Here is a 12,497-nt window from a genome sequence, read left to right on the forward strand (position 1 = left end):
TAAAGTGAAAACAAGTTCAATAGCCCCTTCATCATCTAGATATTTTACTTGCTGAATCCATCTACTTTTGACTAATTTCCCATCTTCATCAAAGAAGCTAAATCTTCTGTTAAATAAAGAATCCTCTGCTTCTTTCATTCTCTGATAAGCATTTTGCCTTGTTGTCCCAAAAACTTCAGCATATCTCAAAGCATCTATTCGTAAAGGAGTATCTGTACTTAGTCCAGTACCCGTATGTCTAGCATCAACAATGGCTAATTGAACAATATGAAACTCTGATAAAGNCCTCTGCTTCTTTCATTCTCTGATAAGCATTTTGCCTTGTTGTCCCAAAAACTTCAGCATATCTCAAAGCATCTATTCGTAAAGGAGTATCTGTACTTAGTCCAGTACCCGTATGTCTAGCATCAACAATGGCTAATTGAACAATATGAAACTCTGATAAAGATAGGGTTTGAAAAGCTTGGTTTAACCGATTGGTTTTTACAACTAATTCTTTTGACATAGACTCAATTGAAATATTTTTATACCCACAGATTATAACAATGTGGGTGTAACTGCAACTGTGTAGTTAAGGGTGTAATTAGGAGGGTAACTAAACGTGGGGGAATGGGTAACTAAACGTGGGGGAATGGGTAACTAAACGTGGGGGAATGGGTAACTAAACGTGGGGGAATGCAAAGGTTAGTTATTGAAATTTAATAATTAAAACTAAGTTAAAAACATTTAAAAACTTTAAAAATAATTAAAAGCCCAGTGCATGAAAAATTGCCCTTGGTTTTCGCTACGCTCAAACTCTATTGAATCTCGCTTTCGCTCGATTCAGGGGGCAATTTTTTGGTCAATGTTTCCGTGAGTTTTAAAAAAAGCAAAAGCAACTCGGAATTCGCTTCGCTCATGGTACTTTTTTGCTCGCTCCGCTCGGCCTAGATTCAAAATTTTACATGTGATCTAAGTTTTTCAAGGATCTAAAACTGTAAAAAACAGTTTTTCAGGGAGCCTAGGCGCAACTTTTCATAGTTCGCTCGTAGACACTCGCTCTATAAATACTGATTAAACGCTCGTATTCGCAATTTTTAGCCTGTTTACAGATTTTTATGATGTCAGGTAGCCTTTTTGTGAAAAGTGGCTTAAAACGAAAATCAGCGCCAAATAGGAAAGCCCTGTCTACTGAAGTAGAACAGGGCTCATATTGGAGTTTCACGTTACCGCCTAACGCCAATAGAACGTATTGGTACGTTTTCACAGTTATCAACTTGTGACATTCTCTTTGCATAACAAAGGAAGCGAATCTCAAACCGTTCAGACAGCTTATGCCCGACTGTCATCACCACTAAGTTTAAGACAAACTTCGGTTGTGTTTTAGTTCCACAACTACGACTTTCTAATACCACTTTTCCGCTAGTTACGAAGCAATATGTTTTCCATCACCGCTAAGTACAGGTCCGCTAATATTCAACCATCAAATTCAATCGTCACCGCTAAGTCACATTTGGACCGCTAGATGAAAATTCAGGAAAGAATACATCACTGCTAAAACACTATTCCGCTAGTAAAACAACTTGACTGCTTCATAACGTCACCGCTAAAAAAAATAGCTAGTAGCGATTAATTCAACTTTAAAGTTTGGATTAATAACTAAGATATTTGGTTGGCGTGAACCAACAACGGAGCCACCGTTCATGCTTCTTACTGAATAATCATCAAATATCACAACTACTAACAGCCACGTTAATAATTGAAATAATCATTTTGATTTTCTTCCACGCCAAAAAAGTTCGTACCATTTCATAGATACCGAGGCTGCCACACCTCACTTTAAAAACCCTTGTCAGTGGTTTTAAATATTTCCCGCATTGTCTTTCGCTTCATCACCGCTTACGTTTTTATTCGCTCGAAGTGACTGGATCTGTATCAAGGTTCGATACAGAATCTACTCAACAATTCTCCCTCTCTCATTAATCAAAACTTATTCCCCACTCAAGGCAGGTTTTCGCTTCAAAAGTCTATATCAAGGAGCCACCTTGTATAATGATCGACTTGAGAGATTCCCATATTAGTCATAATGGTCTTTGTTCATTAATAAAAGTAAACCAGTATTAATAAACGATCAGTACGCTTATCCACTCCACAAAATAACAGCGATTCCGTTGTTCTACGGTAAGAGTTCCAAAAACCCGTATTATTCACCGTTATTCGACTTCATTGTGGGTAAAGCACTTGACCTACGCAAAGCAACATCTTCGCTATGTTTAAATCACTAAAAAATAAAAAAGACCGCAATGAACTTAATCAATGCAGTCTTAATTTCTGAGTGACATAACGTTCTACGTGTCACCGTTACAGGCTTGAGCTATCCAGCGATCTCACCAACTAACCTGAAATGTCATCTCGACAAGTCATTCAAGTTAATCCTTGAGTACCGAAGTTTCCAGATTTCTCCTCAACTCCCTAATACCTCGCGATATTCTCAGCAGCCCACCTGTGCGCCATACATCATGCCCTTCGTAAAAATTGAAGCATGAAATAGGTGTTGTTAACGTAACTATCAATCCTTGAAGTTACTCACACTCTCCATTAGACAGGGTTTGATCTAGTCGCCTAGATTCCCGTTTCTATGTCGCCCAACTATTACATAGATTACATATTTACGACTGGTGAGCTTAAAAGCAGACCTGCGTTTATATGCAGTCAGGATTGGGTCAATAAGCGGAATTTCACCACCTAGTGCCCGTCATAGCCGCGCCAGCTAGATTTCTCACGCACGCAGCTTTGCGAGTTTTAGTATACGTTGGCTGACGTATACACATAAAACCGCAATGACAAGGGTCTAGAAAAATTCGGGACAGATACGAATCACATCGATCCCAAAAAATTCATATTTGGCAGGCACAGAATAAGCCACAAAAAACCTAAAAACAACTGTTTGCTCGGGTCCACAGGAACTCTTATTTACAGAAAACCCATCTTCGCTTAAAAAAAAACCATTTTTAGTGAAAAATGGTTTTGTGATTCTTTAAAATAAAAGATAGACTTTTATGCTTTCCGCAAAAAACGCAAGTTTTGGTTGATTTATGATCTACTACACAACAACAAAAACTGACTGCCTGCTCAGTATCATGCAATGCGTTTCCAATGGAAAAGCAAAGTTCTGGTTTTCTGATGTTGTGCCTTTTTCGAAGTTTCAAAACCTGATTCCGAAGCTCATTTTGGAATATGGTCTGGATATCGGTGAGCAAGCGCGTAAGAAAAAATCAGACTACGGGGAGCCAGTGTGGAGTCTTGTGATCAATTATGATCCGGCAAAAAGTGAGGTGTTCCAGTTCTGGTTATTCAGCACTGGTTATCGGGAAGCACGAAGAAGCAAGCTGACGCTACAAGAAATACTCGCTAAGAATTCGAGCATGCTACGCAAGCAAAAGTTGAATAGTATTTTGACGACTAAAAAAGAAAAACTACTACGCTTCGGTCCTTATGTACTTGGACAGTACATCGATTTTATGGATCTTAAACCACAGTTTTCTCGGGTCTATTATCATCCGGAACGCTTTGGCGTGATTTTTAATGTGCACGCGAAGCAGATGAAAACTATTGATAGCAACTGGAAGCACGTTTACCGCCTGTTTAACCCTTTTAATGCCTTTGAAGAAAAACGTTTTGCAAGTATTGAGCGGATTTTCGGATTTGCTTTTTTAGAGAATGAACATACGCATTGGAATCAAGCATCAGTGAGTGAATTCCTGTTGCGAAGATTTGGGATTCAGTTTGATCCTGAAGTCAGTTATAACGAGCGGTTGAAAGCGCTGACCGCTGCATTACGTGGCGTTCGTAAAAAGCATCTGGAGTTTTTTCAGCGGCATTCTCAAAAAAAGATCAGATTCACCTGGTATTTGTCAGAGGAGTTTATGCAATCAGCTACCTGGGAGTTGAATAAAAAACTTGATTTAATTTCTACTGAAAAGGCTGACCGTCTGAAAGAAGCCACCTTCAGGTTAAGTTCCAAGGGAAACTTTCATGGGACACGTCATCAAATCGGCACTTTGCAGGCCAGGATGAGATCAATCCTCAATGCTCGAGATCCAGCACAGAAGAAACTGAACCAGATGTATTTTCCCAAGAATCTTCACTATGTAAGATTCACAGCCAAAAAAAATTGCAATATGAAAGAGTTTGAACTGGCTTGTCGTAATGCAGATCAGATCTATTTGAACAAACAAAACAAGCAAAAAACTAAAGACTAAAGGTGAACTATGCCGAAATATCCTGATGATGATTATCTCAGCCGCCAAGAAATTGACGATTTGAGGAGTGAGGCCAAACACGCAGCAAAATATATGAAAGCTTTTTTCGATTTTAAGATTGAAGCCCGTTACTCATTTAGCGTGAAATGGTCCGCCGAAGATGGAGAGTTTGTTGGCCTTTGTGCCGAATTTCCTTCGCTGTCCTGGCTAGATCCGGACAGCGATAAAGCACGCTCAGGCATTGAAAGACTTGTCTTTGATGTATTACAAGACATGAGTTCCACTGGAGAAGCCATACCTTAATATTTTTGGAAAAATGCCTGATTCCGCTGGATGTATTCATTCAGATTATTTGAATCTAAGCCGAATATTTGAAGTTTTTTATCGACATATTTGAAAAAGAAGCAGTAAACAATGTGCATTATCCCAAGTGCCAACGCTTCCATTTTGATCACCGGTAATAGGGCATTGGGGTCTGTAAAGAGAATTTCTAATGTGAAATGATTAAAAAAATAGATAAAAAAAGTGATTAGAGTCAACAAAGTCAAAAGTGCATAAGATTTAGCACAAGTATTGCAGTACCTATTCATTTTTTCTAATTTCTGAAAAATTATATGATTCATTTGGTTCTCTGGCGCTAAATTTTTGAATGACGAACTCTCTACAGATTTTAAATATCCAGGATTAAAAATGGGTAGAAATTTTGTGTCGGATGATTGCTGGCTTCATAAAAAATTATCAAAATTATAGATAGTTAAATTGTTAGTAAAGTACTGAAATTAAATAAGATGGTTAATACCAACACACATCATAGCTACCTGATTAAGTCAAATTAGGTAGCTATGATGTGTGTTGCTAAGCTTTAAATTTTTTATAAAATATAAGTGTTTGATTTTAAATATTATTGTATTTATATGGCAAAAATAAAACCCAAACATTGATATTTATAAGTTATTGAAATTAAATATAAAACCTAGATCACACATAATACCTACCTTGCTGTGAAAAGAAGCTATTATGTGTGTCGATCAGAGCATTATATGTAGAAAGGTCTCTCGTTCTTTATTCAGTCTACCCGACTTGTAATATGATTCATATATCAGCTAATTGGGAGTGCGGTAATATGTCAACAGTAGATCTAATTGATGAAGATGACAATGAATCAGATATTGCTTCCGAAGCAGCTCACATACTCCAGAAGTGCTTTATTGAAGCAGCCCAGACTGGAACAGTACTTTATGTCGAAAATGATAATTTAATGAGTAGAACACTAAATGGTGTGCCAATTTTGGTTAAACACTTAGACGGCCGGAATCCTGACCTGGCTCAACGCTTTGCTAGTCGTGGAACTTTTAAAATTAAAAAATGTAAAGTAAGCCAAGATTGAAGCTAACTGGGACTTACAATTCAAATTTCGCATAAGAGATTTTATGTTAAATAATTTTAAGAGCATGCATAATTATTGAGATCCATTCTCTTTTTTTAATTGGTTTTTAATCCGAGGAGATAATATTTTTAATGTATCGATTAGGGGTTCTAAATTATAGATATTACGGCCTTTATATATTTTGTCTTCTCGATTCGTGCGCTGTCTAATGATTAAATTTTTTTCTTCTAAATCCAGTAGAATTCTTTGAACTGTTCGAGTCGAAACACCAATACGATAAGCTATAGCTTTTTGAGATGGATATGGAAATTTATCTTTTTCCCACCAATGGACTAACAAGTTAAGTAAAACATTAACCTCCATAGGAGTTAATTTTAACTCTGCCTGTGCAAAAATTAATGTGGATGGAAAAGGGATAAACCCTACAGCACTAGTTTCCTCTCCCCATTTATCTTTGAAAGCCGTTTTTTTCATTTTAAAACCTAATTTTAAGTTTAGTTATTAATCTTATTATATATTATATCTGTATATAGTGCGACATCTATGTCGTCATTGATAGCGACATAGATGTCGTAGTATATACAGACCTATAAGATGAATTCGATCTATCTTAATCTTCTATTTATAGGTTTCTATCATGCTAACGAGAACTGTTCATACTTTGCGTAGACGCACAGAGTTCGTTGACACTTTCAATATGATGCCAAATAAAACTATTGAAGTTAGACGACTCTCTCAACGTCGTGGTACACCGCATTACATTGTTGTGTATAAAGATATCATTGGCTCAAAAAATGATTGGGATGAAGTTGCGGTTATTACTGAAGTAAGTTGTATTAACAATATTTTAAACTTCGATGTTAAACCATCTAAGCAATATCCTGATTTAGTAAATCATGAAGATAGCTTAAAGGATAAAATTCGTAATATCATATCCTTATCTAGTGCTTGTACTGCTTAATTAGGACTTCTTTTGGCTCCAAATATCTACAATGGTGACTTCCATAAAACACTTTATGACGTGCAGGAAGTCATCCCTAAAACTACTGAAATTAATCAAAAAACTTTTATATCAAGAAACAGACTTTATAAGTTAACTGAATATCAAGTTGTAGGGTCTAGTTCATATAATGGATTTATTCAAATTGAGTTCTATAACTTTGGTGAAGGACTTAAAGATATATATTCTTATTTTGAGCAAAATGATTTTGATCCAGAAGAACAAAACATAAGAAATATCCTTTCACTCAAGTTGCCTTATACTTTAGAAATAGTTGCTCGTTATAGCTTTAAAAATTTGCGCTTATCCATAAATGGTAGTCGCAAGGACGGGAAGCAAATTAAAGGGGCATATGTTGATGATATTCATAACTCTTATGGTCTGACATCATATGCGTATAGATATTTATTGAATACTTACAATCTACTAATTAGTGATAATGAACAAACCTTAGATGGTTATGGATTATGGCTAAATAAAATTTCAGGATGGAGCCGTGTCTTAGTATATGACATTAAAACTGATGAAATAATTTGTGAGAACTTAAATCTATTATCTCCCAGCATATTTCCATGGAAATTACCTGATGAATTGGATGAAATAGAACACCCTTTAACCAAGCACAAAGAGTGTAAGTTTTATACTGTTTTATTTATTATGCAATAAAATCAATATTTTGAAAAAGCGTAGAGAGCTAATCTACGCTTTTTAATTCTTGTCACAGGTATTTTAAAAAGTAATTATTTAGACTCTTTTTTTATTAAAGAGCACAACTTTCCTACAATGGATTTAGAATAGATAACTATATTTTCAATATCATTATTGTTTATTTTTAGGTCGTCTCCTATAGCCCCACGACTTAAAGTCCCAGACTTCTTAAGATATGTTTCATTAATTATTCCATCATTATGCATAATGATGTCTCTAGCAGCTTTAAATTCTTTCCATTTTTCAAAATATTGTGTCAGTTTTTCATCAAATTCAATCGAAAAGACTTTCTGAATATATTCTATTTGTTTGTCTGGAGATGCATAAAAAACAGAAATTAAGTTGGATTCAATCACTTTTTTAATTACCGTTTGGTAATCGTTATTATCTAAAATATAGTTAACATCCATACTTTCTATAAATTTGATTTTATTCGTTTTTATTTTTATTCGTCTATTATCAATTAAAAGAATTCCTTGTAGTAAATCATAAAAAAAACTTTCCATCTGAGCGACTATGTAAGTAAATAACATATGAGATAAATCTCTGTCATAAGCTTCATCTAATACATTGATTAGCTTTTCCTTAGACCTAGCAATAGCCTTATGTTTCTTACCGTTCACTCCTAAAGATGGTACAAATATTCTTTTTTGATTTAAAAAATCATCATTTTTTCGAGCAGCATCTATTGCATCATGAGAAATAGAAAACCAAATATAGGTATTATTAATCTTACGTTGGTACTGGGTACGCAAGCCATTAACAAGGTTGGTAACCTTTTTATTAATCTCTATATTGGACATTTACAAGCTCTTATAAAATAATAACATTATATCAATTACCACTTCTCTATTTATAACTAAAATTTAGTTTTCCTAAAATTAACATAATACACCTTATACGAAATACTGTTTTTTATTCGATATAAATCATAAACTTATACTAAGACGTTCCAGGGTTCAGCGCACTGGAACGGCTTTTTTGTGACTATTCACGTTCCACGCCTATTCTTTGATCAATGTTTCACGGTTTTAATTAAATAAACTGAATAATTCAATCTGCACGATTTAAGCGATTATCTTGAATAAGATCATCCAATTTATCTTCTAAATCTTCAATCTTATATTTGAGCGATAAAATAGAATTTTTTAAACGCTCATTTTCAGGAGCATCAGGATTTTTTAATTGATTAAAAATTTCTAATAATTCGTTGCGATTAGTGCTTAACCTTTCAATGTCACTTTCAATAGCCATTCTTGGTGTCCACAGAGCAAGTAAACTTTGCTCATAGTCTTTGAGTTCTTGATGGCTCATTGCATCTAATTCAGCTCTAGTTTTCATGGTTTAAAATCCGTCTTGCTATGAAGAGCTTTAAAAATCCGCTTTGCTGTTTCCTCTCTTACACTTTTCGGATCTCGTAAGATGCCACTAATCCAAAGGGCAAAACTAGGATAGTCCTGGAAGTTACTTAGGTCTGATAGCTCAGAAAGTTTAGATAAAATAGCACTGTACTTGTTAATTTGAGCATCAGACAGGTTGCAGAATATATCTATTGTTTTTGGATCTCGCTCAGGAGCTATTAATTTTGGCTTAGATTTTTCTTTCACAGTGAACTTAAAGCCGACAACAGAACGTCCTTTTTTAACTGGACTATAGTCAACTGTTACATCGGTAAATTCATTAATTTCATCTAATGAGCTCTTCAAAACTCTTCGTTTTAAGTTCCTCAAATCTCTATAAGATTCTGGTAAACCAAACTCTGTAAACATTTCATCTAGCGTTAATTCAAAGCCATTTTTTGCCTGATTTTTTTTCGCTAAATGGTAAAAGTCTATTGAGTAGTCTTTTTTTAATTTTAGAACTACATCTTTTTTATAACGAGTGTATGGATTGTATTTATCTAAAATTTTCAACATCACCAAAACAATAGATGTAAACCTTAAAGATATCCCTGCATCTTCATAAGTAGCATCAATTACCCAGTTAGAGTAGACCTTTTTCCCCCTATCATTAACGTATGAAAAGGACCGATCTACTAGTTTTTTTGACGCATTTTCAATTTGTTTATAAGCAGAATTGACTTTGATACCACAGTCATCAGCAAATTGTTGAGCAGATATTAAGATTTGATCTTGTTCACTTGCATCGATATTTCTAGCAATCGGAGAAGCCATAATTAAAATTCTTTTTTCATCTACAGACATGCTTTTAAAGCATTCAGTAACTTTGTTTTGAATAGCCATTGTTGTTACTGGATAAGATTTATCATAACTATTTTCTTTATTCATTCAGATATCAAACCTTATAAAAAATGAACATGATTTTTGTACCCTTATGAGAAAACAATGTACACCAATAAACATAAGGGTACAATAATTTATTTGTACCCTTTATCATGCTATTTGTACCCTTTAATCATGCTATTTGTACCCTTTTAAACGATAAAATCATGCTATTTGTACCCTTTATCATGCTATTTGTACCCTTTTAACGCTTGAAACTATTGCTGCATAAGGTTTTCAGAGGGTCTAAAAGCTTTTAAAAGCTTTTTAAAAGAATAAAAGGGAATTTATTTCCAAAGTGAGTTATTAAAACTGCCCTTGGTACTCGCTAAAGCTCGTACTCTATTGAAGCTCGTTTCACTCGCTTCGTGGGGGCAGTTTTTTGCATATATGATCAAGGATTCAAAAAGCAAAACATGAATAATGCATTCGCTATGCTCATGCTTTTTGACGAGCAAAAGCATCAATACTTCGCTCGTAGACACTCGCTAATCACTGTCCCCAGTAATTCAATAAAAAACGGTTTTTCAGAGGGGGAATAAGCAACCTTTCGTTGTGTCGCTCGTAGACACTCGCTAAAAGGCTCTCATTTGCGTTCTAAGCGATTTTATTTTTATCAACTATAGTTTTACTGTATTTCTATCAAAAGTCGCTAAAACCCCCGTTTTTTTGCGCTTAAATGGGATTGCTAAGGCGTGTAGTCATGGTTATTGTCATTTTCTGGCTTTTTAGGCTCATTTCTCTGCTGTTTTTCTTGTTCTTGGCGTCTTAAAAATGCCAAATGTTCTTGTTGCTCTCGTTCTTGTGCATAGCGTTGTTCTTGTTGCTCTCGTTCTTTACGTAACTGCTGTTCTCTAGATTCACGATCTTTTCGGTCGTTTTCGAGCTGTATTGCTATTTTTTGGGAAAACTCTTGCTGCGCTTCGGTCTCAATTTTTTTTGTAAAAGCCGCATGCAATTCTTGGATTTTTAGATCTTCCATTTCTTCTGCATATAGTCGCTTTTGTTTTTCACCATTTTGAGGACTAAAGTATTTATTTCCATAGTTATCTTCTTCAAATATATAACTATTTATGATCTCCAGTCTTTGATCGCGTACATACTCTTGATACTCAGTTTCTCTGCGTGATATTTCAGAAATTTGATGATCTATATTTGAAATTTGATCATTAAGTTTTCGTTGTTTAACAGTGATGTTCGGTTCGTCAAGTTTTGCAAAAGACTTTTTAGGCTGGAGCAGCTGATTTTCTTCTGTCCATTTATTTAAATGATCAGAATATCTCTCTTTTTTTTCTATTTCACTAAGACCAGAAATATGCTTTTGGATGTCTAGTTGGGTGTTGTGTTGGTCGATCAGGTCATTTATTTGATTGATCCATTTTGTTTTAAAAAATAAAGGCTCTTTTTTGCGTAGTTCTGATATTGCAGAACTCATCGTGTCTAATTTTGTTGTTAATTTTGATAATTCTTCATTTTGGAATTCATAAAGTTTCTGAGAAGTTTTTTCTGAATACTCAGCTTGAGAGTATTGAAACTGAAGCTCACTTCGTACTTTTTGAACAAGATCCTCAGATACTTTGATGTTTTCATCCAGTGCGATGACCTTTTTGATTTTTAAATTACGTAGCTTAATTTCATCATTTTTCAGACTAATTTCTGTAAATATCCCTCGTCTCCGGAGGTATGTCGCTTGAGGACCTTCGTGCTGAGTTGCTTCTAGGTCACTTTCCTGGTCTTCATAACTTCTGTGATCGACACGTTCATCAAATCCATTTTGTTCCAGGTGATGATTGCATAACTCTGCAAATGATTCTCTCCAGTGGCTTACAGTTTCTGTGCCATTGTCACGACTGAAGTCCCTATATTTTTTTGCTGAAAAGCCACCCTGCTCATTAATACTTCGGGTTGTGAACATGATGTGTGCATGGTAGTTGCGTTCATCACTTCCACTGTCTGTATGAGGTGCATGAATAGCAGCATCAACGATGACACCGTATTTTTTAACGAGGTTTCGGCAAAGTTCATTGAGCATATTTTCACGCTGTTCAGCGTTTAACTCACTGGGAAATGCAATCTCAAACTCTCTTGCAAGTAATGCATCTTTTCTACGTTCAACCTTTTCGACTTCATTCCAAAGTGTTTGGCGCTTGAGTAACTCAGTATTTGTATTTTCAGGTGCATAGATTTTTGTAAATTCGACACCAGTTTTTCTTGTGTAGTCTTGTTCTTTTCCATAAAAATCGCATACCAATTTTTCACTTGAACGATATGCAGCACAAGCAACGGCCGATCGTCCATTACCTCTACTAATCGTTTTAACTGAAAAATGATATATCGCCATTTTGCTTTTGCTCTTTATTTCGATTTATCGAAATTACCAACATGTATATGTTGGTCAGGGGATTACAAAGGGGATTTACCCCTTGTCGCACCATTGGATGAAATCCAATGGCTAAGTGCGCCCTTCGGGAAAACCACGATAGCATGGGCTGTCTTGAATTTCAATTCAAACAGACCTATGCTTGAGGGGGATTCCTTGAGATGGTGATGGTATGAGTGTTGAAACTTTAGAGCAAAAAATTGCAAAGCAAGAAGAACGATTAAGACAACTAAAAGCACAAAAACAAGCTATTGCTGCTCGTGAAAAAAAGAAAGTTTCTGATCAGCAACGTAAAGATGATACGAGACGTAAAATTCTACTGGGAGCTTGGGCTTTAAATAAATTAAAAAATGATGAATCGTTTAAACAGCAATTAGCCGATTTTGAGCAATTTTTAAATACGGAAAATAAGACCGAAGAAAATAAGCAGAAAGATAAAGATCTTTTTAATGGATTTATTTGGGATAAGACCTAATGTTATTCACCAATTAAAATGTCT

Annotated in this window: 11 protein-coding genes and 2 pseudogenes; 6 read left to right on the plus strand and 7 right to left on the minus strand. The window is 35.1% G+C overall.

Annotated elements, in window-relative coordinates; all coding sequences use genetic code 11:
- Both CDA10_RS17180 and CDA10_RS16990 read right to left on the minus strand, forming a co-directional pair.
- Positions 1-138: pseudogene (locus tag CDA10_RS17180) on the minus strand (replication initiation protein RepM); the annotation flags it as partial.
- A gap of 147 nt (positions 139-285) precedes the next feature.
- Positions 286-505: pseudogene (locus CDA10_RS16990) on the minus strand (RepB family plasmid replication initiator protein); the annotation flags it as partial.
- Between the two features lie 2,614 nt (positions 506-3,119).
- Between CDA10_RS16990 and CDA10_RS04830 the strand changes: the two are divergent.
- The 3 genes from CDA10_RS04830 to CDA10_RS04845 all read left to right on the plus strand — a co-directional run bounded on the left by CDA10_RS04830 (position 3,120) and on the right by CDA10_RS04845 (position 5,628).
- A complete protein-coding gene (locus tag CDA10_RS04830; RefSeq protein WP_089604366.1) occupies positions 3,120-4,241 on the plus strand; it encodes a hypothetical protein in 1,122 nt (373 codons plus the stop codon).
- A 93-nt stretch (positions 4,242-4,334) separates the two neighbouring features.
- Positions 4,335-4,544, plus strand: a complete 210-nt coding sequence (locus CDA10_RS04835; RefSeq protein WP_171333946.1) for an antitoxin HicB — start codon at positions 4,335-4,337, stop codon at positions 4,542-4,544.
- Between the two features lie 820 nt (positions 4,545-5,364).
- Positions 5,365-5,628: a hypothetical protein gene (locus tag CDA10_RS04845; protein WP_057692636.1), complete on the plus strand. Its 264-nt coding sequence runs from the start codon at positions 5,365-5,367 to the stop codon at positions 5,626-5,628.
- A 72-nt stretch (positions 5,629-5,700) separates the two neighbouring features.
- Here CDA10_RS04845 and CDA10_RS04850 read toward each other — a convergent pair whose 3' ends face one another.
- Complete coding sequence (locus CDA10_RS04850) at positions 5,701-6,102, minus strand: helix-turn-helix domain-containing protein (protein WP_089604362.1); 402 nt, start codon at positions 6,100-6,102, stop codon at positions 5,701-5,703.
- Positions 6,103-6,265: 163 nt separating this feature from the next.
- On the opposite strand from CDA10_RS04850, the gene CDA10_RS04855 reads away from it, so the two are divergent.
- On the plus strand, positions 6,266-6,589 hold the full coding sequence (locus tag CDA10_RS04855) for a hypothetical protein (RefSeq protein WP_157909343.1): 324 nt from the start codon (positions 6,266-6,268) through the stop codon (positions 6,587-6,589).
- Positions 6,590-6,601: 12 nt separating this feature from the next.
- Positions 6,602-7,294: a hypothetical protein gene (locus CDA10_RS04860; protein WP_089604364.1), complete on the plus strand. Its 693-nt coding sequence runs from the start codon at positions 6,602-6,604 to the stop codon at positions 7,292-7,294.
- Between the two features lie 74 nt (positions 7,295-7,368).
- Here the strand turns inward: CDA10_RS04860 and CDA10_RS04865 are convergent, their stop codons facing one another.
- The 4 genes from CDA10_RS04865 to mobQ all read right to left on the minus strand — a co-directional run bounded on the left by CDA10_RS04865 (position 7,369) and on the right by mobQ (position 11,959).
- A complete protein-coding gene (locus CDA10_RS04865; protein ID WP_089604365.1) occupies positions 7,369-8,139 on the minus strand; it encodes a hypothetical protein in 771 nt (256 codons plus the stop codon).
- Between the two features lie 250 nt (positions 8,140-8,389).
- Positions 8,390-8,677 (minus strand): hypothetical protein, encoded by a 288-nt coding sequence (locus tag CDA10_RS04870; protein WP_004728627.1) that lies wholly within the window; start codon positions 8,675-8,677, stop codon positions 8,390-8,392.
- A complete protein-coding gene (locus tag CDA10_RS04875; protein ID WP_004728629.1) occupies positions 8,674-9,624 on the minus strand; it encodes a replication initiation protein in 951 nt (316 codons plus the stop codon). Before CDA10_RS04875 ends, CDA10_RS04870 begins: the two co-directional genes overlap by 4 nt.
- Positions 9,625-10,306: 682 nt before the next feature.
- Positions 10,307-11,959: a MobQ family relaxase gene (mobQ, locus tag CDA10_RS04880; RefSeq protein ID WP_018680086.1), complete on the minus strand. Its 1,653-nt coding sequence runs from the start codon at positions 11,957-11,959 to the stop codon at positions 10,307-10,309.
- 211 nt (positions 11,960-12,170) lie between these two features.
- Here mobQ and CDA10_RS04885 point away from each other — a divergent pair, with 211 nt between their 5' ends.
- Positions 12,171-12,473 carry a hypothetical protein gene (locus tag CDA10_RS04885; RefSeq protein ID WP_018680087.1) on the plus strand — a complete coding sequence of 101 codons (303 nt, stop codon included), beginning with the start codon at positions 12,171-12,173 and terminating at the stop codon, positions 12,471-12,473.
- Positions 12,474-12,497: the final 24 nt, after the last annotated feature.

Source organism: Acinetobacter piscicola (assembly GCF_002233755.1).
Taxonomy (GTDB): Bacteria; Pseudomonadota; Gammaproteobacteria; order Pseudomonadales; family Moraxellaceae; genus Acinetobacter; species Acinetobacter piscicola.

Bases quoted from the DNA above. Each gene is read 5' to 3' on its own strand.
- CDA10_RS04830 (WP_089604366.1), top strand. From the start codon at position 3,120: ATGCAATGCGTTTCCAATGGAAAAGCAAAGTTCTGGTTTTCTGATGTT.
- CDA10_RS04835 (WP_171333946.1), top strand. From the start codon at position 4,335: ATGAAAGCTTTTTTCGATTTTAAGATTGAAGCCCGTTACTCATTTAGC.
- CDA10_RS04845 (WP_057692636.1), top strand. From the start codon at position 5,365: ATGTCAACAGTAGATCTAATTGATGAAGATGACAATGAATCAGATATT.
- CDA10_RS04850 (WP_089604362.1), bottom strand. From the start codon at position 6,102: ATGAAAAAAACGGCTTTCAAAGATAAATGGGGAGAGGAAACTAGTGCT.
- CDA10_RS04855 (WP_157909343.1), top strand. From the start codon at position 6,266: ATGCTAACGAGAACTGTTCATACTTTGCGTAGACGCACAGAGTTCGTT.
- CDA10_RS04865 (WP_089604365.1), bottom strand. From the start codon at position 8,139: ATGTCCAATATAGAGATTAATAAAAAGGTTACCAACCTTGTTAATGGC.
- CDA10_RS04870 (WP_004728627.1), bottom strand. From the start codon at position 8,677: ATGAAAACTAGAGCTGAATTAGATGCAATGAGCCATCAAGAACTCAAA.
- CDA10_RS04875 (WP_004728629.1), bottom strand. From the start codon at position 9,624: ATGAATAAAGAAAATAGTTATGATAAATCTTATCCAGTAACAACAATG.
- mobQ (WP_018680086.1), bottom strand. From the start codon at position 11,959: ATGGCGATATATCATTTTTCAGTTAAAACGATTAGTAGAGGTAATGGA.
- CDA10_RS04885 (WP_018680087.1), top strand. From the start codon at position 12,171: ATGAGTGTTGAAACTTTAGAGCAAAAAATTGCAAAGCAAGAAGAACGA.